Source organism: Achromobacter sp. E1, from assembly GCF_037039475.1.
GTDB lineage: Bacteria > Pseudomonadota > Gammaproteobacteria > Burkholderiales > Burkholderiaceae_B > Achromobacter > Achromobacter mucicolens.
The window spans coordinates 3,026,884-3,048,569 of record NZ_CP146253.1; the positions used below are offsets into that span (position 1 = coordinate 3,026,884).

At 66.4% G+C, this 21,686-nt stretch carries 24 protein-coding genes; 12 read left to right on the top strand and 12 right to left on the bottom strand.

Annotated features, from left to right (window positions below; all coding sequences use genetic code 11):
* Positions 1 to 22: 22 nt before the first annotated feature.
* The 6 genes from V6V88_RS13965 to V6V88_RS13990 are packed head-to-tail and all read right to left on the bottom strand — an operon-like array spanning position 23 to position 5,128.
* The gene (locus V6V88_RS13965) at positions 23 to 571 is read right to left on the bottom strand and encodes a cytochrome b (protein WP_338615299.1); all 549 of its coding nucleotides are present in this window, start codon (positions 569 to 571) and stop codon (positions 23 to 25) included.
* 45 nt (positions 572 to 616) lie between these two features.
* Positions 617 to 3,139: a DNA ligase D gene (gene ligD, locus V6V88_RS13970; RefSeq protein ID WP_338615301.1), complete on the bottom strand. Its 2,523-nt coding sequence runs from the start codon at positions 3,137 to 3,139 to the stop codon at positions 617 to 619.
* Between the two features lie 2 nt (positions 3,140 to 3,141).
* On the bottom strand, positions 3,142 to 4,122 hold the full coding sequence (locus tag V6V88_RS13975) for a Ku protein (RefSeq protein WP_338615303.1): 981 nt from the start codon (positions 4,120 to 4,122) through the stop codon (positions 3,142 to 3,144).
* 21 nt (positions 4,123 to 4,143) lie between these two features.
* Positions 4,144 to 4,422 (bottom strand): hypothetical protein, encoded by a 279-nt coding sequence (locus tag V6V88_RS13980; RefSeq protein ID WP_338615305.1) that lies wholly within the window; start codon positions 4,420 to 4,422, stop codon positions 4,144 to 4,146.
* A 57-nt stretch (positions 4,423 to 4,479) separates the two neighbouring features.
* Positions 4,480 to 4,872: a PRC-barrel domain-containing protein gene (locus V6V88_RS13985; protein WP_062839445.1), complete on the bottom strand. Its 393-nt coding sequence runs from the start codon at positions 4,870 to 4,872 to the stop codon at positions 4,480 to 4,482.
* 19 nt (positions 4,873 to 4,891) lie between these two features.
* On the bottom strand, positions 4,892 to 5,128 hold the full coding sequence (locus tag V6V88_RS13990) for a hypothetical protein (protein WP_155721809.1): 237 nt from the start codon (positions 5,126 to 5,128) through the stop codon (positions 4,892 to 4,894).
* Between the two features lie 232 nt (positions 5,129 to 5,360).
* On the opposite strand from V6V88_RS13990, the gene ppk2 reads away from it, so the two are divergent.
* Together ppk2 and V6V88_RS14000 are read left to right on the top strand one after the other, a co-directional pair.
* Complete coding sequence (gene ppk2 / locus V6V88_RS13995; protein WP_338615307.1) at positions 5,361 to 6,182, top strand: polyphosphate kinase 2; 822 nt, start codon at positions 5,361 to 5,363, stop codon at positions 6,180 to 6,182.
* Between the two features lie 30 nt (positions 6,183 to 6,212).
* The gene (locus V6V88_RS14000; protein ID WP_338615308.1) at positions 6,213 to 6,335 is read left to right on the top strand and encodes a hypothetical protein; all 123 of its coding nucleotides are present in this window, start codon (positions 6,213 to 6,215) and stop codon (positions 6,333 to 6,335) included.
* 37 nt (positions 6,336 to 6,372) lie between these two features.
* On the opposite strand, the gene V6V88_RS14005 is transcribed toward V6V88_RS14000, so the two are convergent.
* From V6V88_RS14005 to V6V88_RS14025, 5 genes are all read right to left on the bottom strand, one after another.
* Entirely contained in the window at positions 6,373 to 6,570 is a 198-nt protein-coding gene (locus V6V88_RS14005; protein WP_142055198.1) for a hypothetical protein, read from the bottom strand.
* Between the two features lie 74 nt (positions 6,571 to 6,644).
* The gene (locus V6V88_RS14010) at positions 6,645 to 8,705 is read right to left on the bottom strand and encodes a TonB-dependent copper receptor (RefSeq protein ID WP_338615309.1); all 2,061 of its coding nucleotides are present in this window, start codon (positions 8,703 to 8,705) and stop codon (positions 6,645 to 6,647) included.
* A 205-nt stretch (positions 8,706 to 8,910) separates the two neighbouring features.
* Positions 8,911 to 9,456 (bottom strand): DUF2946 family protein, encoded by a 546-nt coding sequence (locus V6V88_RS14015; protein ID WP_338615310.1) that lies wholly within the window; start codon positions 9,454 to 9,456, stop codon positions 8,911 to 8,913.
* A gap of 1 nt (position 9,457) precedes the next feature.
* A complete protein-coding gene (locus tag V6V88_RS14020) occupies positions 9,458 to 10,876 on the bottom strand; it encodes a PepSY-associated TM helix domain-containing protein (RefSeq protein WP_338615311.1) in 1,419 nt (472 codons plus the stop codon).
* Positions 10,877 to 10,949: 73 nt separating this feature from the next.
* The gene (locus tag V6V88_RS14025; RefSeq protein ID WP_062839438.1) at positions 10,950 to 11,411 is read right to left on the bottom strand and encodes a DUF2946 family protein; all 462 of its coding nucleotides are present in this window, start codon (positions 11,409 to 11,411) and stop codon (positions 10,950 to 10,952) included.
* A gap of 209 nt (positions 11,412 to 11,620) precedes the next feature.
* On the opposite strand from V6V88_RS14025, the gene V6V88_RS14030 reads away from it, so the two are divergent.
* From V6V88_RS14030 to V6V88_RS14065, 8 genes are read left to right on the top strand one after another with little or no spacing between them, the layout of a single operon-like run.
* Entirely contained in the window at positions 11,621 to 12,796 is a 1,176-nt protein-coding gene (locus V6V88_RS14030) for a PepSY domain-containing protein (RefSeq protein WP_056317985.1), read from the top strand.
* Positions 12,793 to 13,329 carry a hypothetical protein gene (locus V6V88_RS14035; protein WP_056317987.1) on the top strand — a complete coding sequence of 179 codons (537 nt, stop codon included), beginning with the start codon at positions 12,793 to 12,795 and terminating at the stop codon, positions 13,327 to 13,329. The genes V6V88_RS14030 and V6V88_RS14035 overlap by 4 nt, the downstream gene beginning before the upstream one ends.
* Entirely contained in the window at positions 13,326 to 13,652 is a 327-nt protein-coding gene (locus V6V88_RS14040) for a hypothetical protein (RefSeq protein WP_056317990.1), read from the top strand. The genes V6V88_RS14035 and V6V88_RS14040 overlap by 4 nt, the downstream gene beginning before the upstream one ends.
* Before the next feature lie 18 nt (positions 13,653 to 13,670).
* Positions 13,671 to 14,279 carry a DUF6162 family protein gene (locus tag V6V88_RS14045; protein ID WP_142055188.1) on the top strand — a complete coding sequence of 203 codons (609 nt, stop codon included), beginning with the start codon at positions 13,671 to 13,673 and terminating at the stop codon, positions 14,277 to 14,279.
* A gap of 42 nt (positions 14,280 to 14,321) precedes the next feature.
* Complete coding sequence (locus V6V88_RS14050; RefSeq protein ID WP_338615314.1) at positions 14,322 to 15,275, top strand: zinc ABC transporter substrate-binding protein; 954 nt, start codon at positions 14,322 to 14,324, stop codon at positions 15,273 to 15,275.
* Positions 15,272 to 16,042, top strand: coding sequence for a metal ABC transporter ATP-binding protein (locus tag V6V88_RS14055; protein ID WP_338615316.1), 771 nt, complete (start codon positions 15,272 to 15,274; stop codon positions 16,040 to 16,042). The genes V6V88_RS14050 and V6V88_RS14055 overlap by 4 nt, the downstream gene beginning before the upstream one ends.
* Entirely contained in the window at positions 16,039 to 16,944 is a 906-nt protein-coding gene (locus tag V6V88_RS14060) for a metal ABC transporter permease (RefSeq protein WP_338615317.1), read from the top strand. The genes V6V88_RS14055 and V6V88_RS14060 overlap by 4 nt, the downstream gene beginning before the upstream one ends.
* Complete coding sequence (locus tag V6V88_RS14065) at positions 16,941 to 17,942, top strand: zinc ABC transporter substrate-binding protein (RefSeq protein ID WP_338615318.1); 1,002 nt, start codon at positions 16,941 to 16,943, stop codon at positions 17,940 to 17,942. The genes V6V88_RS14060 and V6V88_RS14065 overlap by 4 nt, the downstream gene beginning before the upstream one ends.
* Before the next feature lie 37 nt (positions 17,943 to 17,979).
* On the opposite strand, the gene V6V88_RS14070 is transcribed toward V6V88_RS14065, so the two are convergent.
* Positions 17,980 to 18,939 carry a LysR substrate-binding domain-containing protein gene (locus V6V88_RS14070; RefSeq protein WP_338615319.1) on the bottom strand — a complete coding sequence of 320 codons (960 nt, stop codon included), beginning with the start codon at positions 18,937 to 18,939 and terminating at the stop codon, positions 17,980 to 17,982.
* A gap of 173 nt (positions 18,940 to 19,112) precedes the next feature.
* Between V6V88_RS14070 and V6V88_RS14075 the strand changes: the two genes are divergently transcribed.
* Both V6V88_RS14075 and V6V88_RS14080 read left to right on the top strand, forming a co-directional pair.
* The gene (locus tag V6V88_RS14075; protein ID WP_175234453.1) at positions 19,113 to 20,135 is read left to right on the top strand and encodes a tripartite tricarboxylate transporter substrate binding protein; all 1,023 of its coding nucleotides are present in this window, start codon (positions 19,113 to 19,115) and stop codon (positions 20,133 to 20,135) included.
* A gap of 6 nt (positions 20,136 to 20,141) precedes the next feature.
* Positions 20,142 to 21,665 (top strand): altronate dehydratase family protein, encoded by a 1,524-nt coding sequence (locus V6V88_RS14080; RefSeq protein WP_338615320.1) that lies wholly within the window; start codon positions 20,142 to 20,144, stop codon positions 21,663 to 21,665.
* Positions 21,666 to 21,686: the final 21 nt, after the last annotated feature.

A 21,686-nucleotide genomic window follows, 5' to 3' on the forward strand; every position in this document is an offset into this window, starting at 1 on the left:
GTGCAGGCCGGCGCGCCGGCCGTCATTGCCCTCGGGTCATGCGCGTCAATACGCGCCGGCCGTCCCTGCCGCGGTGCAGGAAGGCCATCAGGACGTGGCCCGCCGCCGCCGCGAGAAGCGTCCAGCCCAGCAGTCCGTGCCAGGCATTGGCCAACTCGACCAGCGCTTCGATTTCCTGGTCGCGGGGGCTGAAAACCGGGATGCCGAAAGCCGAATATCCCCTGCCCCGGCCATACGCCCGCAACAATCCCAATGTGGGAATGGCGATCATCATGAGGTACAGGAGCAAGTGACCGAAGCCCGCCGTCAGGCCGCTGTTCGGGCGGCGTCCCAGGTTGGCGAGGGCCCACGCGCCGCGTACGACGACCAGGATCAGCAGCAACAGCCCCAGCGACGTGTGCGACGCCCAGAAGAAGTCCTCGATGGGGGTGTCGGGAAAAAATTGCCGCGCCGCCGCGCTGGTGAACTGCCACGCCAGCAGCACCGCCATTAGCCAATGCAGGACACGGCTGACGATTCCATACCCGTCCGGGCGGTCCATCACGCTGGATTTGGCGACAGGGTGTGGCATAGGGCGACTCCTTGGGAGATCCGCACAGCACAAGGGAGATCCTGCTCATGGCTCGAACTCCATGGCGGACATGGCGGGCGCCAGGGACTGCGGCGCGTAATCGTCCCATGGGGCGTTGCCCGCGTCCAGCCGGGCGTGGATATCCTGGATCGTCCAGTGCGCCCCGCCCGTCAGCTTGTCCAGCTCTTCCCACTTGACCGGCACCGACACGCCCAGACCGGGACGCGCCCGCGCCGACCAGGCGCAAACGGTGGTCGCGCCAAATCCATTGCGCAAGTAGTCCGCAAAAATCTTGCCGACCCGGTTCTTCGGCCCGCTCTTGGCCACAAACAGTTGCGGCAGCGTCCGCGCCAGATGCTGCACGATCACCTGGGAAAAGCGCTTCACCGTGTCCCAGTCGTACTGTTTGCGCAGCGGCACGACCACATGCAGGCCCTTGCCGCCGCTGGTCTTGAGCCACGCTTTCAGCCCGATTTCTTCCAGCAGCACACGCACGAGGTTCGCGGCCTGCTGCATCGCGGGCCACTGCACGCCCTCGCCCGGGTCCAGGTCGAACAGCATCCGGTCCGGCTTGCCGATGGACGTCTTGACCGCGTTCCAGGTGTGGAACTCGACCACGTTCATCTGCACCGCGGACATGATGGCCTCGGCCGTGGGCACTTCGAGCAGCGGCGGATGGTCCGGGTCGAGCTTGGCCGGCAGGGATTTGACGCCCGGCATTGCGGCTTCCAGGTGCTTCTGGAAGAAGAATTCGCCCTGGATGCCGGCCGGCGCACGCAGAAACGACACCGGACGCCCCTTCAGGTGTTCCAGCATCAGCGGCGCCACCAGCGCGTAATAGCGTGCCAGGTCCAGCTTGGTGAGCTTGGTGGACGGATCGATGACGCGATCCGGATTGGTGAGCTTGCCGCCCTTGGCGCGGCTGGCCTTGGTGGCGGGCGCGGCTTTGCTGGCCGGTTTGGTCGCGCCCGCATCGCCCTCGATGTCTTTGACTGGCACCGCCTTCTCCCTGGAAATGGCCCGCACCGGCTTGTCCTGCCGCAGTCCTCTAAAGACAGAATGACGGATGTGTCCGCCCCCCGTCCACTCGCCAAACGACACCTCTGCAATCAGTTCGGGCTTGACCCAGCGTACGCCACCGGCGGCGGGCGCGTTCGCGACAGGCTTCTTGCCGGTCTCGATGGACGCCAGACTCTTTTGCAGCGACACCAGGCTGGCGTCATCGAACCCCGTGCCCACCTTGCCGGCATAGCGCAGGCTGCCATCCTGCTCGGTCACGGCAAGCAGCAGCGCGCCCAACCCCGCGCGGCTGCCCTTCGGCGCCGTGTAGCCGACGATGGCAAATTCCTGGCGCCGGGCGCATTTGACCTTGACCCAGGTATTTGTGCGGCGCGACACATAGGGGGAGGACAGGCGCTTGGCCATGATGCCTTCCAGCCCCATCTTGCAGGCAGTCGCCACCAGATCCGACGGCGCGGCCTCCAGGGCCTCGCTGAATCGCAGATGGTCGTCTTCGGTGGTGTCCATCAGTTGCTGCAGCAGCGCCCGGCGCACCGTCAGGGGTTCCTGGCGCAGATCCCGTTGCCCGATGAAAGGAAGATCAAAGGCATAGAAGACGATATCTTGCGTGCGCTCGCCGTCGAAGGCGTTCTGCAGCGCCTGGAAACTCGGAATGCCCTCGCGGTCGAGCATCACGATTTCGCCGTCCACCCAGGCCCATTTGGCAGGCAGGGCCCGAAACGCGTCGACCAGGTGGGGCAGCTTGGCGCTCCAGTCGTGGCCGTTGCGGGTAAAAAGGCGCACGTCGTCGCCTTCGATCCGCACCACCAGCCGGTAGCCGTCGAATTTCATTTCATACAGCCAGTCCGGGGCGTGGTGGGGCACGCCGTCCACCAGCGTGGCAAGCTGGGGTTTCAGATGCGCCGGCAAATCGGCGGCCACGCCGGGCAAGGCGCGTTGGCCGTCGGCCGAAGGTTCAGGTTGGTCTTCGGACCGATCTGGGGATGGCGCTTTGGCCGCGCGCAGCGGGACCACGCTGTCGGGCATTTCGTCCACCACGCTGAACTCCCGCTCCGGCCGGGCGAACGCGTCGCGATCCTTGATGAGCAACCAGGGCGGCTGCTTGTCGCTTTCCTTGCCCTTCAAGCGGATCAACGCCCACCTGCCCTGCATCTTGACGCCCTGCAGGTCGAACTTCAGATGACCGTCCCGATAGCCCTTGCGCGGGTCGCCCACGGGCATCCACTTGCCTTCGTCCCAGATGATGACCTTGCCCGCGCCGTACTGGCCTTCGGGAATCTGCCCCTCGAACTGGTTGTAGGCAATGGGATGGTCCTCGACCTGGACCGCCATGCGCTTGACGGCCGGGTCGTAGCAAGGCCCCTTGGGCACCGCCCAGCTCTTCATGGCGCCGTCCAATTCCAGACGGAAGTCGTAGTGCAGCCGGCTCGCCCAGTGCTTCTGGATGACGAAGGCGCGCGCGTCCTCGTTCGCCTCGCCGCCGCCAGCCGGTTCCGAGGTAACTTGAAAGTTGCGCTTTTCGCGGTACTTCTTGAGCGAATCGGCCATGATCAAGCCGCCTTGCGCGCTTTGCTCGCGGTCTTGGCAGCGGTCTTACCGGACGCCTTGCTGGCGCTGCCCGTGGTTTTGGCCGTTGTCTTCTTTGCAGCCGTCTTTTTGGCCGCGGATTTGGCCGCCTTTCTTGCGGCGCCATTGCCGGCCTTGCCCGCCGATGACGCGGCCTTGGACGCGCCCTTGCCGCCCTTCAGGCTGCGTTGCAGCAGCTCCGTCAGGTCGATGACGTTATCGGCGTAGGTGGGCGACTCTTCCTGCGGCTCGATGACCGTCTCCGTCTTGCCGGCGCGCGCCTTCTTCTCCACCAACTCCATCACCGCGGCCTTGAATTCGTCCTGGTACTGTTCGGGATCCCATTGGCCGGACATGTCCTCCACCAGCATCTTGGCCATCTTCAACTCGCTGGCGCTGGGCGTCATGTTCTTGGCGCCAGCCTTGGGAAGATCCAACCCTTCGACAGACTTGACCTCATCGCCCCAACGCATCAGGTTCAGCACCAGCGCATCGCCCGACGGGATCAGCGCGGCCAGGTGCTGTTTGGTCTGGATCACCACCTTGGCAATACCGATCTTGCCGGTCTTGGCCAGGGTGTCGCGCAGCAAGGCATACACCTTGTGCCCCTTGTTGATGGGCGCAACGTAATACGGCCGCTCAAGATAGACGAAGGATACGTCCGTGGCGTCCACGAACTGCTGGATCTCGATGGTCTGCGTGGTCCGGGGATACGCATCGGCGATTTCGTCGGGCGACACGATGACGTACTTGCCGTCCTCGTACTCGACGCCCTTCACGATGTTGTCCTTGTCGATTTCCTTGCCGGTCCGCTTGTTGATGCGCTTGTAGCCCACCGGGTCCATCGAGCGCTTGTCCAGCCAGTCGAAATCCACGCCCGACTCGGTGGTGGCCGTGTGCAGGCCCACCGGGATGTGAACCAGACCGAAGGAAATGGCCCCTTTCCATATGGTTCTTGCTGCCATGACGGTTCTCCTGCGCCGCAATCAGCCCAAGCGCTTGACGATCCGGGCGACGCGGGCAACGCCCCCGGTTCCGCTTGCCGCGCGACCGATCAGGGCGGTCCCGGCTGCCGTGATCAGGGTGCGCCGCAGGATGGTGCGGCTGCGCATGCCCGACAGCATGAGCAGAACGCCCACGCCCAGCACGATCAGATGCTCGCCAGGAAAATCCGGCCGGCGGGCGTCGATATCCTTAAGCTGCGCGACCAATGACCGCGAGCGCGGCGCGGGGCGGCGGGTGTCGGGGACGGGTTCAATCTGCATGGAGCCTCCTCGTGGCATGGATGGTCATGCGGTGCGGGGCGGCAAGCCCCGCGCCGTCTACTTCGCGTACTTGAATTCGGGCAGCGCCTTGAGAGTATCTTTAGTGGCCGCCGGCAACTGGAACTGATCGCCCGCGACCTGCATCTGTGACAGCGGAACCGTCACCAGGTGGTTGCCCACGCCCAGCAGGCCACCCACCGACAACACCGCATAAGGCGCCCAGTCGGGCGGTCCGAGGATCAGATCATCCACGGTGCCGAGCTTTTCTTTCTTGCCGTTGTAGACCGTCGCCCCGATCATCTTCGAGGCGCGGTAGCCGGCGTCAACCTTGGCGACATCGACCCGGACTTCGGTCACGGACTGCGGCGCGCCCTGCGCCTGCGCCACGCAAGCACCGCCCGCGGCGCCCAGGAGTACGGCCAAACCCAACACAGTGGTCTTTACGGTCATGATCGGTTCTCCTTGGGGGTCAGGACGAGCGCTGCGAGCCGGCGGGGTCGGGATTGGATTCGGACGCATCCGACGGCTCCATGTCCTCATTGCGGATTTCATTGCCCTGCGCGTTCTCGCTAGCGTCGGAAGGCTTGACCGGCGGGCCGCCGGGCTTGCCGTCAGAAGGCTTGACGGGCAGATCGTCCGGCGTCGACGTCGCTTCCACGGCGTTGTCCTGGGAAGATGCCTGCCCAACGGAATGTCTTGGTTCCATTTTTGTCACCTTGGGATGTGCTGGGCCAGCAAAGCGTGGCCAAGGATGCAGGCAGCAAATGCCGTGCCCGGGCTGTGCCTGAATTCGCATGCCCCCCATAAGGGAGTGCTTTGCGGCACCATAAAACCATTGGTAACGCGTTCCCAAATGGCATCGAATCGGCAATATATTCACTTCACGGGCGGCGCCGCGATGCGCCTTGATTCGTGGCGGAACTTTTCGGAGTGCGACGATGGCCGGCAAAAAAAAGCAGAAGGACACCTCCGAGGCCGCCGAAGAGGCCGGATTGTCCAGGAAGCAGTACGAAAAGGAATTGGCGCAATTGCACGCCGAACTGGTCAAGCTGCAGCAATGGGTGCAGGAGTCCGGCGCCAAGGTGTGCATCGTGTTCGAAGGCCGTGACGGCGCAGGCAAAGGCGGCACGATCAAGGCCCTGACCGAGCGCGTCAGCCCCCGCGTTTTTCGCATCGTGGCCCTGCCCGCGCCCACCGAGCGCGAGAAGTCCCAGATGTACATCCAGCGTTATCTTCCCCATCTGCCCGCCGCTGGCGAAGTCGTGATCTTCGACCGCAGTTGGTACAACCGGGCGGGCGTGGAACGCGTCATGGGGTTCTGCTCTCAGGCGCAGGTCGACACTTTTCTGAAGGCCGTGCCGCTGGTGGAGCGGGTGATGATCGACTCCGGCATCCTGCTCTTCAAGTATTGGCTGGAAGTGAGCGAGGCGGAGCAGACGCGCCGGCTGCAGTCGCGCATCAATGACCCGCGCAAGACCTGGAAGCTGACCAAGATGGACCTGGATTCGTACAGCCGCTGGTACGACTATTCACGGGCGCGGGATGACATGTTCAAGGCCTCGGACACGGCCATCTCGCCTTGGTATGTGTGCGGATCCGATGACAAGAAGCGGGCGCGGCTCAATATCATCAGCCATCTGCTGGAACACATTCCCTACAAGGTCGGCCCGAGGGAAAAGATTGCGCTACCCAAGCGGCAAAAGGCCAAGGGATACGAGCAGCCGGAGCATCCGTTCCGGTTCGTGCCCGAAAAGTTCTGACGCGTCCCCAGCGAAGGCGACCGGCCGGCAGTGCAGGTGACCTTTAAAGGCGCGACGGAACCGGAGCTGCAAGCCTTGCTGCCCCGGATCCATCAGGTGTTCTGGAAAAACCATACCGTTTCGGCGCTGGTCATGCGGGCGCCGATCGAGTGACGGGCGCCCGAGGGCAGCGGCGCCCTGCCCCCGCGGCTCACCACACCGTGCGCGGACGGTAAGTCTCTTTTACATATTTCGCCAGCTCGGCCTCGACCGTCGACATCATGACGGCGGGCGGACGTTCCGGGTGCAAAAGTTGCTGCGCGGCGGCCAGGGTGCGCAGCGCGCAGCGTTCGCCGTTGGTCATCGGCTGGGGAGTGGACAGGGTGGGCGTGTACTTGAAAGCTTCCATGATGCTTCTCCATAAGACAAGGAATAACCCTCAGCCCTCTTTCAGCAAGTAGCGTGCCCAACCCGTTTCCGTTGTCAGTAACGGATACTGACCCGCGCCCAGACGCTGCGTCCGGGTTCGTTCACGGCCGTCCCTGCTGGATACCCGAAACCCGCGTTTCCGGCCAGGTTCAGGTGTTCGCTGTAGGTCTTGTCGAACAGGTTGTCCACGCCCAGGGACAGCCGGACCTCCCGGTTGACCACATACCCCGCGTTGACGGAGAAGACGCCAAAACCGGCGCTGGGGCCGAAATCCTTGCCGACGACGTTGCCCTCGTTGAACGCGTAGCGCTTTTGCGGCGCGACGATGCGCCACAAGGCGCCGGCCGACCAGGTGCCGTCGTCATAGGCGGCGCTGAGCTTGGCTTCCAGCGGGGGAATCTGCGGCAGCGCCCTGCCGTCGCTGCGGTTCTGGCCCCAGGCGTAGGCCAGCGTCGCACCCAGTTTCCAGCGCGGCGACACGGCGTACGTGGCCCCGAACTCCCCGCCGAAGATGCGAGCATCCACGTTGGTCGCCTGTGAGGTGGCGCCCATCATCCCGCCGGACGTGTAGTTGAAAAGTATGAAGTCGTCCACGTATCCCGCGTACCCGGAGAACCAGGCATCGAGCGACTCGGTCTTGTACTGCGCGCCGAAGTCCAGCTGGGTGGTCTTTTCCGGTTTGACGCCCTGGAAGGCGTTGACCGAACCGGCGGGCCCGCGCTTGGGCGAGAACAATTCCCAGTAGTCGGGAAACCGCTCGACGTGGCCCAGGCCGATGTACACCGTGGCAGGCAGCGACGCCAGATCCCTTTCATAGCGCAGAAAGCCGCTGGGCAGCGTGTCGTCGCGGCGCTCGCCCGCCGTCGGGTTGGGCATGGGTATCATCTGGCCGCCCGTGGTCTGGCGGAAATCCTTGGCCGACGCCCAATCCACGCGGGCTCCGCCAATCACGCGGCTGTCCGGCGCGGCGCGCCAGGTCAGTTCGCCAAAAACACCCGTGTTGGAAAAATCTGCATCCTTGACCCACGGTTGGCTACGGTACGACACCGTGCCCGTGCCGCTGCGGGCGCGGTGGCGGCTTTGCTGGAAGTCCACCCCGGCCTCCAGATTCACGTCCGGCGACAGGGTCCAGGTGCTCGCGAAGCGCCCGCCCCAGGTGGCCCGGTCCACGTCCGACGCCATGGGCATCGCCATGGAACTTGAGGGGTCGGGCGCGCGCAGGGTGTAGTTGTCCATGACGTGGTCGGCGTAGTTGTAATAGAGCTGCGCCTGCACCTGGTTCAGCACCTCGCCGAGGTTACGTTTTTCAAACCGCAGTCCAAAGCTTTCCCGTTTGAACTGCGAACCGTCCATGCCGCGGCCGGCATAGCGGGCCTCGCCATCGCCGGTGCCGGCGGTCAATTCATAGAGGGTGTCCGCGTCCGGCGTGAATCCCAGCGCCACATCCGCGTTCCATTTGTCCCAGCGCGACGGCACGGTGTTGCCGTCGCCGTCCTTATAGTCCTGCGAATGCGAGTGGTTGGCGGTGAATCGGGTGTAGACCTTCTCGTTGCCGGCGGTCAGGTCCGCCGTCTGGTCGTTGCGTCCAAACGAGCCGCCCGTCAGGCTGCCGTCAAAGCGCACGCCCGGCTCGGTGAATGGAGGCGTATCCCGGTCGAAGCGGACGGTGCCGGCCGACGCGCCCGGCCCCCACAGCACGGTCTGCGGTCCCTTGATGACGGTGAGCTGGTCGAAGTTCTCGGGCGAAATATAGGAACTGGGCGCGTCCATGCGCGAGGGGCAGGCGCCGGGCATGGCGGTGCCGTTGGTCAGGATGTTCAGGCGCGAACCGAACATGCCGCGCAGCACCGGATCTCCGTTGGTGCCGCCGTTGCGGATGGCCGAAAACCCCGGAATGGTCTTGAGATAGTCGGTGCCGTCGCTGGCCGGCAGCGGTTGGCGCGGCAGCTTGGGATCGGTCGTGAATGTCAGGGGCGCGCTGGGCGCAACGCCCGTAATGACGACGGGATCAAGCGTGGTCACGCCTTCTGAAGCGGATTGTGCCCCGGCTGAGAACGTGGCGGCCATGGCGGCGGCCAGGCAGGTCATGCGTAGAAATTGCTGTTGCTTGCACATATCGGAATCGGGTCCAACGTGGAATGGGGAGGTCGTGGCTTGCCGTCTTGTGCGCCAAGGCCGCGCGCAGGCACGCCCCGGCGCCTGACCCCACGGATCGGGGGCCAGGCCACGAGCGGACAGGCGGACAGGCGTCAGCGGTCGGCACCGCGCCCGCTAGCGGAGGGCGGCGCGATGCAAGCCGAAAATGCAGGGAGGAAAGCCGTCAGGCGGCGGAGGGCGGCGCACGCGGCTGCTGCGGGAGCCGCGCGAGCGCACTGGAGAAGTGAGGATCGTGGGTGGCGGGCGGCGCGTCAGGCTGGGCCAAGGTGGGCAGCAGCCATGCAAGCAGCCACAAGGCCGGCAGCGAGGCGCCGCCCAGCATGGCGCACCCCGCGACGCAGCAGTGCGGCATGGCGCCGCTATGTTGCGCGGCGTCCGGGGTGGCGTCTTGATGCGCGCCTGGGATGTCGCCTGGGATGGCGCCTTCCTGGCCAATGGTGACCACGCGCGGCCCGCTGGCCGTGCAGATGATGGTGGTGGCACCGAAGACTGGGGATCCCCCTGCCCCGCCGGCGCCACCGGATCCGGCGAGCGCCGCCGAGGCAATCAGCGCCTGAAAGACGAACAGGGCCGCTGCCAACAGCGAAACCCATCGTCTTGCAGCAGTGGCGCATCGGTACATCGGATCCCCTTGACGGCGCAGATGGTAGCGCGGATCCGGCCCCGAATCCGGCCCGTCTCCCGCGATCTGCACCGCCCGTTGACGCATATCAACCGCGTTTGGCCACCATCCACCGCAACACGTCGATCACGAGGAACACGGCGAGGCTCACGCCCATCACCGGCAGGCACCAGCCCAGCGCGAGCGCGACAGCCGCAGTCGCGATGCGGCCCGGCCAGGACAGATCGCGCCACGCCTGCGTCAGCGTCTGCCCTGCCGGGGCTGCCGGCCGGCGCAGCCACCACATCCGGTAACCCAGGACGATCATCGCCGTCAGCGCGATGCCCATCGCGGCCATCAAGAGCTGATTGGGCCAGCCGAACAGGATGCCCATGTGCATGTCCACGCCCCACCGGATCAGCTTGGCGATGAGCGGAAAGGTGTCGAAGTCGGCGCGGCTCGTGATGGTGTAGGTCGACGGATCCACCGCAATGGTGTCGACTTGCGTGGGCCAGGAGCGGTCCACCTCGCGCACCATCCAGGCTTGGCCTTCACCGCGCGGCGGGCGGATCTCTAGCTGGCTGCTGTCGATGCCGCCCTGCCGGGCCGCCTGCAGCACCCGGTCAAAGCCGGAGGCCACGTTGTCCGGCGCCATCATCATGGCGGCGTGGTCATGCTGGCCGCCATGATGATGCGCGTGCTCGCCGCCCTCGGGCACGGCTGGAGAACCGGCGGCCGGCGAACCGGCGGCCGGCAGTTTCAGCGACACCGCCGGAGTAATCCATCCCAATTGGGCCCGCAGTTGGTCCACGCGCGCGCCCGCCCAGTTCGACCAGGTCAGCCCCGTGGCCGAGAAGAACACCAGGCCGATCCCGATCCACAGCCCCAACAGCCCGTGCCAGCGCCGCGCGCGCAGGCGCGGGCTGCGCGCTGCCGCCGCCTTGTCGCGGCTCCGGCGTGCAAACCACAGCACAAGGCCCCCAAGCGTGGCCACCCACAACCACGACGCCGCCAGCTCGCTGTAGTTGCGGCCCAGGTTGCCCAGCATCAGATTGCGGTGCAGGTAGTCCAGTTTGGTCCGGAAAGGCAGCGTGCCGCTGGTCCCGTAGACCACCATGTCGCCCTTGATGGCCAGGGTGATCGGATCAACAAACAGCGCACGGGATTCGGAGTCGCCCATGCCGGGCTGCGTGAACATGACGCGCGTGGTCTCGCCCGGTCCGGGTGCGGGCCGGACGGCAAAGAGGCGCGGACCCGGGCCGATGCGCGCCCGGGCCGCCTCGACCTGCGCGGCCAAGGGCTGCGCGGTGCCGGTGGAGTCCGTACGCAATTGGTCGGCGTAGATGACGCTTTCCAGTTGCGGCGTCAGAACGAACAGGGTGCCGGTCACTGCCGCCACCAGGATGAAGGGGCCGACGAACAGGCCTATATAGAAATGCAGCCGGGTGAGCAGCGCGAGAAACGCGCTGCCGCTCGCGGTCCGCGCCCGCGCGGACGCGGCGGGGCTAACCAGAGTATCAGTGGTCATAAGGGTCTCGACAACAACGGACGCCGCCCGCAAGGGGCGGCCAGCGTGCGCGCAAGGCGCACGGCGACGAATGTCATCCGGTGATTCGAGGCGGCGCGCGCTGGCCCAGCGGCGGGCCGGCGGCCGGCATGGGGGGCCGCGGACTGTCGGCTTGCGGCGCTGGCTGCACCCGCCAGCCGAGCAGCATGGGGATCAGCGCCAAGGCTGGCGGCGACAGCAGTGCCGGGTGCGCGCTCAGCCCAAACGGACATTCCTGACCGGCGCCGACGTGCCCGGAGGAATCCGGGTGCCCGTGATGGCCATGCGAGTCGCCGGCATGCGCGTGCGGGTCGGCCAGACCCGGCATGCCGGGAAAAACGCCGCCCCCCGCCGCGCAGAAGCCCAGCGCGAAACGGCCCTGCTTGAGCGCCTGCACATCCGGCATGTAGCCGGTGGGCACCAGCGCCCGCGCGGCCAGCAACACCAGTAGCAACAGCCGCGCAAGGGCGGCTGCAGCGGCTGGACGCAAGGACGGCGAGGACGGAAAGGCGTGCATGCGGGGGTTCCGGACGGCGGCCGGTTTCGGTGTCAAGGGGGCATTTTAAACACCGGTGGCGTCATTACGCCGCGAGAGCGGCTGAGGGTGCAGGACGGATCCAAAGCCAGTCGCTAAGACAATTGAGAACGATTATTGCTAGAATTCCGCCTGACACCTCCCTTAAATGGGACCAGATCCACTTCTCACGTTCTTCGGACAGTTCTCGAATGGCCAAGCCATCGCGCTCCAAATTATGGTTTCTCGTCCACAGTTGGCTGGCCTTGCCGATCTGGATTTTCCTTTTCTTCATCTGTGCGACCGGAACCATCGCCGTCATCAGCCAGGAAATCGTCTGGCTCATCAATCCTGCCGTTCGCGCCCAGGCGCCCGATGCCGATACCCCTCGCATGGGCTACCAGGATTTGATGGACGCCATCGCCAAGCAGGAGCCGGACGCTTCCGTGCAGCGGCTGTCCTGGCCCGAGGAATCCCAATTCGCCCTGACGGCCTCGGTCGGATATCCGGGTGCGCGATTCACCTCCATTTACGTCAATCCCTATACCGGCGATGTTCAAGGCCCTGCCCTGAACTTTGACCTGCGCCAGTTCATGCGCGCGTTGCACGGCTGGCTGTTGATTCCGTTCACGAATGGCTATAGCTGGGGCTGGTACCTGGTGTCGCTGCTGTCCGTGCCGATGCTGCTCTCGCTCATCACGGGTCTCGTCGTCTACAAACGGTTCTGGCGCGCGTATTTCCAGAAGCCGCGCCTGCGCGTCGGCCAGGGCGCCCGGATTTTCTGGGGCGACTTCCACCGTTTGTCGGGGTTGTGGTCCGTCTGGTTCATCCTGCTGATCTCGGTCAGCGCGATCTGGTTCCTGGTGCAGGCCGTGCTGTTCGATACGGCCACCACGATCTCAACGCAGGGCGTCCCCGCCGTCGTGGCGCGCGACCAGGTGCCGACCGTCGCGCCCGGCGACACCGTCAAACGCCTGCCGCTCGACCAGATCGTCGGCATTGCCGAGCGCGAGCTGCCCGGCCTGGAGACGCAGCAGGTGTTTTTCCCCGGCAATGCCTATGACCCGATCACCATCTCGGGCCGCGGCGCCTATCCGCTGATGTACCAATACGCCAAGATCAATCCGTACAACGGCGCCGTCGAGGAAGTGCGCCGCCTGTCCGATCGCAGCGGCCTGGAATTCTTCACCGAATCCATGCGGCCGCTGCACACCGGCGACTTCGGCGGATTCTGGCTGAAGCTGGTGTGGTTCCTGTTTGGCCTGCTGCTGACGATGATGTCGCTGAGCGGCCTGCTGATCTGGACCAAGCGCACCGCGCAAGCCACCGCCAAGGCGCTGCGCCCTGCCCGCGCAGCCCGCACCGACGCCCGTGAGGTGACCGAATGAGCAAGACCGCCACCCTCGCCGCCGCGCCCAAGCCCAGCCTCTGGCGCCGCTGGCGCTTTCACCTGAGCGCGCTGCTGCTCATCCTGCCGATCCTCTACGTCCCGAAGTACTTCGATGACCTGGCGCTGTCGCGCGGGTCGATGGGCCTGGGCCAGCGCCCCGCCGGCGACCTGCAGGTCGGCCCATGGAAGCTGCAGCTTGCCGAATGGCAGGTCGAACCACCCAAGTCCGATCCGGCTGGCATGGTCAAGACCTTCACCATGGCGCAATGCGAAGGCTGCAAGGACCAGATCCGTGCGGTCTACGTGCGCGTGGGCAAGCCGCGCAGCCTGCGCGCCGCGGGCTCGATCTTCTTTGGCAGCCCGCACCGGGCCTTTGCCACCGTGCCGATTCCTCCGCGCACCACCCCGGACGCCGATCTCTGGATCACGGCGGAGGGCTGGGACGGCTCGGTGCACCAGGCGGCGTGGCCCATCGCCACCGCCTCCCCCGCCACCGTCGAGTGGCTGAAGAAACAAGGAGCATCCCGATGAACGCAGTTTTTGCGAACCGCTTTCGCGCCGCCCTGCTTGGCGCGCTGTTGACCGCCAGCGCTTCGGCCCTGGCACACAATCCGATGGCCGAATGCAAGGCCGAGGGCAAGGAACAGATCCAGTGCACCGGCGGATTCTCCGACGGCAGCGGCGCGGCCGGCGTCACCATGGACGTCATCTCCTACGACGAACAGATCCTCGTGCCGGGCAAGCTGGATGCGGATTCCAAGATGTCGTTCAAGCGGCCGAACGGCGAGTTCTACGTCCTGTTTGACGCGGGTCCCGGCCACGTGGTCGAGATCGACCACGTCGACATCCAGTAAGCCCCGGCCAACCGCAGCATGCACACACAAGTCATCCGCCCCGCGGGCGCCGGCCACGAAACCCTAGCGGTGCTGGGCGCCTGCGTGGTCATCGTCGCGGCCGCCGCAGGGTATATCGGCCTGCGCGAAGCGCCGCCCGAAAGCGCGCCGCTCGCCGCCACCCAGATCGACGCACGACGCGACCTGACGCCCGCCGAACAGGGCATCTATGCCGACCTGCGCGTCGCCTACGAGGAAATCGGATTTGCCCTGCAAGGCGGCGAGCCGCTGCCCTCGGTCGCCGATCTGGCCGCGCAGGGACTGCCGCCTTTCGTCACCGACAACAGCACCGCCGCGCGCGGCGGCCACGTGTGGCGCTTGGAGCGTCAGGCGGGTAAAGCCCTGTATGTGGGGCAGACGGCGGATGCCAAGCTGGCCGGATCGTTCCTGATGCGCGCCGAAGACGGCCACGCCAAGGACGGCCATGGCCACGACGGCAGTGCGCCCGCCCAGGCCGATGTCTGGCTGGCCCGGAATGCGGCGACCCGCGTCCCGGAAAGCGCCGACGATGCCGCGTTGGCGGCGGCGGGCTGGCTGCAGGTCGCCGCCCAGTTCGATGCCGGCGTCACACGCCAGAACAAGCCCTGACCGGGCCCTCCCCTTCGCCTTCCGACACGAGCCTACGGATTTATGTCTGCCTTTTCGTCTTTCTCCCAGATCCTGCGCCGCTGCGCCGCGCCGCTCGCCGCGCTGGCGCTGCTGGCCGGCGCGTTCACCGCGCCCGCCCACGCCGAAGACGCCAAGCGTCTGAAGATCGGCGTGACGCTGCATCCCTATTACAGCTACGTGGCCAACATCGTGGGAGACAAGGCCGAGGTCGTGCCGCTGATTCCGGAGGGCTTCAATCCGCATGCCTACGAACCACGCGCCGAGGACATCAAGCGCATCGGCACGTTGGACGTGGTCGTGCTCAACGGAATTGGCCACGATGACTTCGCGGACCGCATGATCGCCGCCAGCGAAAAGCCCAAGATCCCGGTGATCGAGGCAAACGCGCAGGTGCCGCTGCTGGCTGCGGTAGGCATGGCCGCGCGCGGGGGCGGCGATTCGGGCAAAGTCGTCAATCCGCACACCTTCCTGTCGATCACCGCCTCGATCGCGCAGATCAACACCATCGCCCGCGAACTGGGCCGTATCGATCCCGCAAACGCGCAGGCGTACACCGCCAACGCGCGCGCCTATGGCCAGCGCCTGCGCAAGCTGCGCGCCGATGCGTTGGGCAAGTTGGCTTCCGCGCCCAACGCCGACCTGCGCGTGGCCACCATCCACGGCGCGTACGACTACCTGCTGCGCGAATTCGGCCTGGAAGTCACGGCCGTCGTGGAGCCGGCGCATGGCATCGAGCCCAGCCCGGCCCAGCTCAAGGGCACCATCGAGCAATTGCGCGCGGCCGACGTCAAGGTGATCTTTTCGGAACTGAACTTCCCGTCCGCGTACGTCGAAACGATCCAGCGTGAAACCGGCGTGAAGCTGTACGCGCTGTCGCACATCTCGTACGGCGAATACAGCGCCGAGCAGTTCGAGAAGGAGATGACGCAAAACCTGGCTACCGTCGTGCGCGCCATTGAAGAGGCTGGCGCGTGACCGGCCCGGTGAGCCCGCACCCGGCTGGCGCGCCCGGCCCCACGCTGACCTGCGAGCAGATCTCGCTGACGCTGGGCCGCACCGAGATCCTCAGCGATGTCGCCTTCAGCGTGACGGCGGGCAGCGTGCACGCGCTGGTGGGCCCCAACGGCGGCGGCAAGAGTTCCCTGGTCAAGACGCTGCTGGGCCAGATGCCGCATCGCGGCAAGCTCAGCGTGACGTGGCCCGGCGATCGGCCGGGCGTCATCGGCTACATCCCGCAGGCGTTGGAGTTCGATCGCGGCCTGCCCATGACCGTCAACGATTTCATGGCCGCGATGTGCCAGCGCAAGCCGGCATTCCTGGGCTTGTCGCGCGCAAAGTCCGCAGAGATTTCCGCCGCGCTGGAACGCGTAGGCATGCAGGACAAGCGCAACCGCCGCATGGGCGCGCTGTCGGGTGGCGAGCGCCAGCGCGTGCTGCTGGCCCAGGGTCTGGTGCCCAGCCCATCGATGGTGGTGCTGGACGAGCCCATGTCGGCGCTGGACGAAGCCGGCGTGCGCGTGTTCGAACAATTGCTGGACAGCTGGCGCGCGCAGCGCGTGACCGTGCTCTGGATCGAGCATGACCTGGAGGCCGTCGGCCGCCTGGCCGACCGCGTCACCGGGCTGAACCGCCAGGTGCTTTGCGACGGTCCTCCTAAGCAAGTGCTGACGCCCGACCGGCTGCTGACGCTCTTTTCCACCCGCCCGCGCGTGGGCGGCCAGCCGCAGGAGCGCGCCGCATGAACGCCTTTTTCGATAACCTGCGCCAACTCATCCAGCGCGCGGCGGAATCCGGCGCGCTGCCCGATTCGCTGGCCTATGGCTTCGTCATCAACGCCCTGCTCGCCGGCCTGATCATCGGGCCGGTGTTGGGCGGCCTGGGCACGCTGGTCGTGGTCAAGCGCTTTGCGTTCTTCTCGGAAGCGGTGGGCCATGCCGCGCTGACCGGCGTGGCGATCGGCATTCTGCTGGGCGAGCCCTACACCGGCCCGTATGGCAGCCTGTTCAGCTATTGCCTCATCTTCGGCATCCTGCTCAATTTCCTGAGCAACCGCACGCGTCTCACGCCGGACACCTTGATAGGCGTGTTCCTGTCGGTGTCGCTGGCGCTGGGTGCAAGCCTGCTGCTGCTGCTGGCCGGGCGCATCAACATCCACATCCTGGAGAACGTGCTGTTCGGCTCGGTGCTCACCGTCAACAGCAACGACCTGTCGGTGCTGACGTGCGTGGCGGTGCTGGCGTTGGCGCTGGCGCTACCCAACTACAACCGGCTGATGCTGGCCAGCTTCAATCCGCAGCTTGCCGCCGTGCGCGGAGTACCCGTCAAGGCGATGGACTACCTGTTCGTGATTTTGGTGACGCTGGTCACCGTGGCTTCGGTCAAGGTGATCGGCGCCATCCTGGTCGGCGCGCTGCTGGTGATTCCGGCCGCCGCGGCGCGGATGCTGGCGCAATCGCTCAAGGGGTTTTTCACGATGTCGGTGCTGTTTGCGATGTTCGCCACGCTCGCCGGCATCATGTTGCCCATCGAACTGGAACTGCCGGTGCCCTCCGGCGCGGCCATCATTCTGGTCGCGGGAATCTTGTTTGCGATCGCGGCCCTGGCGCGCAGCCTGGTCCCCGGTCTGAAAGGAAACGCAGCATGAGTCTGAAGTCAGGTTATGTCACCTTGCGCCGCGCCGCCCGGGCGGTGGCGATGGCATCCGCCCTGGGCGCCGCCGTCACGGCGCATGCCCAGGAAGCCGCCAAGTCCGGCCGCGCAGCCCGCGCCGCGCAACCCGAAACCGCCAGCACCGCGCCTGCAGCAGTCACCGTGCTGGCCGCCCACCCCGTCGTGTTCGCCCTGACCGACAGCCTGGCCAAGGACAGCAGCATCCGCGTCGAACGTGCGGCGCCCGCCAACCTGCCGGCCACGCGGCTGACGTCCTACTTCAGCGGCCGCGGCGGCGCGGCGCTGAAAAAGGCTGCCGCCTCCGCCGACGCGGCGGTGGGCCTGCGCTCCATCTGGCCAGACGATCCGCTCTTTGCCAACGCGCGCCGCACCAATATCCGCATCGTCGAGATCGACGCGGCGCGTCCGCTCGACGGCGCGCTGAACGGCATCGCGCTGCAAAGCGACACGCGCCCCGGCGGCCAGTTCGCCGCCTATCCGTGGCTCAGCATCGTCAACCTGGGCCGCATGGCCGACATCGTGGCCGCCGACCTGGGCCGCCTGTCCCCGTCCGACGAAAAGCGCATCGGCGACAACCTGGCGCACATCAAGCGCACGCTGGTCGAACTGAATGCAAAAAGCCAGGCGGGGCTGGCGCAGGCCGAGAACGTCGCGGTCGTCAGCCTGTCCGAACGCCTGCCCTACCTGATTTCGGAATTCAATCTGGATCTGGTCGACACGATGGCACGTGACGACAAGGACTGGACGCCCGAGGCGCTGGCTGCGCTGACCGCCACGCTGAAGGACAACGGCGTGGCCGCCGCACTTTTGCACCGCGAGCCGACCCCAGCACTTTCGCAGGCCATTGAAGCCGGCGGCGCCAAGGCCGTCGTGCTGGCCACGGATGGCGCCGACCCGGTCGCGGACCTGCAGGGCAACGCGCAGCGCCTGCTGCAAGCGCTGGCGCCCGCCGCTGCCACGGCGGCCAAGTAAATCGCCACCGGCAATGCCATCACGGACGCGCGCCGGCTTATCCGGCGCCGTCTGCCGCTTCAGCCGACAGCGCCGTTGCAGCCGCTTTCAAACAATCGATCAGATGCGCGCTGGTGGCCGGCAGGCCGGCTTCGCGCAAGGTAATGATGCCGACGGGCGGCAACGGCAACGCGAGCGGCACCGCAAGAATCCGGCAAAGCCCCTGGGCTTGGAAGCTTCTCGCCGCCGAGCGGGCTAGAAACCCCACGCCGTGGCGTTCGCGGATGAAAGTCAACGTCGCCAGGTAGGACGACGTTTCCATCAGATCGGACGACGGTTCCAGCCCGTGCTGGTGGAACTGCTGCTCCAGCTTGACGCGCAATGACGCCCACGGCGGCGGCATGACGCACGGCAATGCCGCCAGATCTTCCCACCCGGGATCCGCCAGTCCCGCGACCTTGCTGCCCGGCGCGGCCACCACCACCATCGGCTCCTCGAACAACGCTTCGGTCTGCAGATCCGGCGCGGCATAGCCCGGCTCCAACCTGCCCACGAAAAGGTCCAGCTCGCCCAGCCGAAGCTTGGGCAGCAGGTGCGTCAGGTCGCCCTCTTCGATCAGCACGGTCGCGCGCGCGGCCCGCGCCTTCAAGGCGTGCACCGCCCGCGCCAGCAGCACCGGCAGCGCGACGGCCATCGCGCCGACTCGCGTCTTGCCCGCCGCGCCGCTTGCGGCGGCGTCGATCTCGTCGCGGGTGCGCGCGTATTGCGCCAGCACGCCGCGCGCAAAGCGCACGACCGAGGCGCCGGCCTCCGTGGGTTCCGTGCCGCGCACGGACCGCGCAAACAGCGCCAGACCCAGCATCGATTCGACCTCCGACAGCATGCGCGACACCGCCGGCTGGCTGACGGCCATGAATTCGGCCGTGCGTCCCAAATGCCGGAATTCATCCAGCGCCACGACCAGTTGGAGGTGACGCAGCTTCAGGTTTGAGCGGAAAACGCGATCCAAATGCGCCATCGAGGACTCCGATACCAAGGCGCCGATACATATCACCGGCGTTATCTAACGATGCGCCAATTCTATTGGATAGTTATGGTTAAGCTCACGAGAATAAGTCCGGGCCCCACGTAGCCTTATCGGCGCCCGAATATAAAAGCGAGACCCATAAGAACGACATCCGGAGACAAATCATGAGGCACATCCCTACCCCCGATCTGGACAGGCGCAGGTTCCTGGCCGGCGCCGCCTGTCTGGGCGCGGCCGCCGGCGCTGGCGCAGTCGGCCTGCTGGCGCCCGCCACGGCCCGCGCGGCCGACTATCCCCAGCGTCCCATCACCTTCATCTGCCCCTGGCCCGTGGGCGGCACGGCGGACCAATCCATGCGCGCGCTTTGCCAGGTGGCCTCGGGCGTGCTGGGCCAGTCCATCGTGGTCGAGAACCGCGCCGGCGCGTCAGGAATGATCGGCACGAAGTCGCTGTCGCAGGCGCAACCGGACGGCTACACCATCGGTCAGATTCCCATCTCGGTCGCGCGCTTTTCGCAACTTGGCCTGTTGCAGCTGGACCCGCGCAGCGAGCTGACCTACCTGGCGCGCACGTCGGGCCAGACGTTCGGCATTGCCGTGCTGGCCTCCTCGCCATTCAAGACGCTCAAGGAAGTCGTGGCGTATGCCAAGGCCAACCCGGGCAAACTGACATACGGGCACGCCGGCATCGGCGGCGCGACGCACGTGGGCATGGAAGAGTTCGCCATGGCGGCCGGCGTGCGGTTCAACGCCATCGCGTACAAGGGCGGCGCGGCCGCGCTGCAGGATGTGCTGGGCGGCCAGGTCGATCTCCTGGCCGATTCCAGCTCGTGGGCGCCGCATGTCGAGGCAGGCAAACTGCGCCTGCTGGCGACCTGGGGCGAATCGCGCGCCTCGCGCTTCAAGGACGCGCCAACCTTGAAGGAATTGGGTTACGACGTCGTGGTCGAGGCGCCCAACGGCATCGGCGCGCCCAAGGGCCTGGACCCCGCCGTCGAGCGCAAGCTGCGCGATGCGTTTCGCACCGCCGTCAAGAGCGACGCCTTCAAGCAGGTTGCCGACCGCATCGACGCGCCGGTGATGTACCTGGACGGCCCGGACTACCAGGCGTATGTCGCCTCGGTCTATCAACAGGAGACCGCATTGATCGCGCGCCTGAAATTGAAAGAAATGCTGCAGAAAGGCTGATTCACGGTGAACTCCAACCCCTTGATACGGCTTCACCCCAACGACAATGTCCTCGTCGCGCGGGAAGCCCTGGCCCTGGGCATGGTCGTGCCCGACCTGGGCCTGCGTGTGCGCGCGCAGGTGCCGGGCGGGCACAAGATTGCCGCCTGCCGCATTGCCGCGGGCAAACCGGTGCGCAAGTACGACGCCGTCATCGGCGTGGCTGCCCGCGACATCGAGGCGGGCGACCATGTGCACGCCCACAACCTTGCGCTGGCCGACTTCGAGCGGGACCCGGCGTTCTGCCGCGACGTTCGCCCCGTCGCGATGGTGCCCGAGGCGCAACGCGCCACGTTTCAGGGCTATGTGCGCGCCGACGGCCGGGTGGGCACGCGCAATTTCGTGGGCATCATCGCGTCGGTGAACTGTTCCGCCACGGTCATCCACCACATTGCGCAGCATTTCACGCCCGAGCGGCTTGCCGCCTATCCCAACGTGGATGGCGTGGCCGCGTTTGCACAGACCAGCGGTTGCGGGATGTCCTCGCCCAGCGAGCATTTCGACGTCCTGCGGCGCACGCTTGCCGGCTATGCACGGCACCCGAACCTGGCCGGAGTGCTGATCGTGGGTCTCGGATGCGAGCGCAATCAGGTGTCCGCCTTGATCGACTCGCAGAACCTGGCCGGCGATCCGCGGGTACGCACCCTGGTGATGCAGGACACGGGCGGCACGCGCGCCACCATCGACGCGGGCATCCGCGCCGTGGAGGAAATGCTGCCGCACACGAACGCCGCGCGCCGCAGCAGCGTGCCGGCCAGCCACCTGAAGATCGGCCTGGAATGCGGCGGGTCCGACGGCTATTCGGCGATCACGGCCAATCCGGCGCTGGGCGCGGCCATGGACATTCTGGTGCGTCATGGCGGCACGGCGATCCTGTCGGAAACGCCCGAAATCCACGGCGTGGAATACCTGCTGACGCGCCGCGCCGTCACGCCGGAAGTGGGACAGAAGCTGCTGGACCGGCTGGCCTGGTGGGAAACCTACACGGCCGGCCACAACGCGCAGTTCAATGGCGTCGTCGGCCACGGCAACCAGCAAGGCGGTCTGGCCAACATCTTCGAAAAATCGCTGGGTTCCGCCATGAAGGGCGGCACGACGCCGCTGCAAGCCGTGTACGAATACGCCGAACCCATCGACCGCGCGGGCCTGGTGTTCATGGATTCGCCCGGCTACGACCCGGTCGCCGTCACCGGCCAGATCGCCAGCGGGGCCAACCTGATCTGCTTCACGACGGGGCGCGGGTCGATGTTCGGTTCCAAGCCGGCGCCCACCCTCAAGCTTGCCAGCAACAGCAGCATGTACGCGCGGCTCGAGCAGGACATGGACATCAACTGCGGCGCGGTGCTGGACGGCGAGGTGGACATCGCGCAGATGGGCCAGCGCATCTTCGACCACATCCTGCGCGCGGCCTCGGGCGCACCCACCAAGAGCGAAGCCCTGGGCCTGGGCAACCACGAATTCGTGCCCTGGCACCTGGGCATCGTCAGCTGATCCGCCCCCTTTCTGGAGTCT

Excerpts from the sequence above, each read along its gene's own strand:
- V6V88_RS13965 (WP_338615299.1), bottom strand. The coding sequence starts at position 571 with ATGCCACACCCTGTCGCCAAATCCAGCGTGATGGACCGCCCGGACGGG.
- ligD (WP_338615301.1), bottom strand. The coding sequence starts at position 3,139 with ATGGCCGATTCGCTCAAGAAGTACCGCGAAAAGCGCAACTTTCAAGTT.
- V6V88_RS13975 (WP_338615303.1), bottom strand. The coding sequence starts at position 4,122 with ATGGCAGCAAGAACCATATGGAAAGGGGCCATTTCCTTCGGTCTGGTT.
- V6V88_RS13980 (WP_338615305.1), bottom strand. The coding sequence starts at position 4,422 with ATGCAGATTGAACCCGTCCCCGACACCCGCCGCCCCGCGCCGCGCTCG.
- V6V88_RS13985 (WP_062839445.1), bottom strand. The coding sequence starts at position 4,872 with ATGACCGTAAAGACCACTGTGTTGGGTTTGGCCGTACTCCTGGGCGCC.
- V6V88_RS13990 (WP_155721809.1), bottom strand. The coding sequence starts at position 5,128 with ATGGAACCAAGACATTCCGTTGGGCAGGCATCTTCCCAGGACAACGCC.
- ppk2 (WP_338615307.1), top strand. The coding sequence starts at position 5,361 with ATGGCCGGCAAAAAAAAGCAGAAGGACACCTCCGAGGCCGCCGAAGAG.
- V6V88_RS14005 (WP_142055198.1), bottom strand. The coding sequence starts at position 6,570 with ATGGAAGCTTTCAAGTACACGCCCACCCTGTCCACTCCCCAGCCGATG.
- V6V88_RS14010 (WP_338615309.1), bottom strand. The coding sequence starts at position 8,705 with ATGTGCAAGCAACAGCAATTTCTACGCATGACCTGCCTGGCCGCCGCC.
- V6V88_RS14015 (WP_338615310.1), bottom strand. The coding sequence starts at position 9,456 with ATGCGTCAACGGGCGGTGCAGATCGCGGGAGACGGGCCGGATTCGGGG.
- V6V88_RS14020 (WP_338615311.1), bottom strand. The coding sequence starts at position 10,876 with ATGACCACTGATACTCTGGTTAGCCCCGCCGCGTCCGCGCGGGCGCGG.
- V6V88_RS14025 (WP_062839438.1), bottom strand. The coding sequence starts at position 11,411 with ATGCACGCCTTTCCGTCCTCGCCGTCCTTGCGTCCAGCCGCTGCAGCC.
- V6V88_RS14030 (WP_056317985.1), top strand. The coding sequence starts at position 11,621 with ATGGCCAAGCCATCGCGCTCCAAATTATGGTTTCTCGTCCACAGTTGG.
- V6V88_RS14035 (WP_056317987.1), top strand. The coding sequence starts at position 12,793 with ATGAGCAAGACCGCCACCCTCGCCGCCGCGCCCAAGCCCAGCCTCTGG.
- V6V88_RS14040 (WP_056317990.1), top strand. The coding sequence starts at position 13,326 with ATGAACGCAGTTTTTGCGAACCGCTTTCGCGCCGCCCTGCTTGGCGCG.
- V6V88_RS14045 (WP_142055188.1), top strand. The coding sequence starts at position 13,671 with ATGCACACACAAGTCATCCGCCCCGCGGGCGCCGGCCACGAAACCCTA.
- V6V88_RS14050 (WP_338615314.1), top strand. The coding sequence starts at position 14,322 with ATGTCTGCCTTTTCGTCTTTCTCCCAGATCCTGCGCCGCTGCGCCGCG.
- V6V88_RS14060 (WP_338615317.1), top strand. The coding sequence starts at position 16,039 with ATGAACGCCTTTTTCGATAACCTGCGCCAACTCATCCAGCGCGCGGCG.
- V6V88_RS14065 (WP_338615318.1), top strand. The coding sequence starts at position 16,941 with ATGAGTCTGAAGTCAGGTTATGTCACCTTGCGCCGCGCCGCCCGGGCG.
- V6V88_RS14070 (WP_338615319.1), bottom strand. The coding sequence starts at position 18,939 with ATGGCGCATTTGGATCGCGTTTTCCGCTCAAACCTGAAGCTGCGTCAC.
- V6V88_RS14075 (WP_175234453.1), top strand. The coding sequence starts at position 19,113 with ATGAGGCACATCCCTACCCCCGATCTGGACAGGCGCAGGTTCCTGGCC.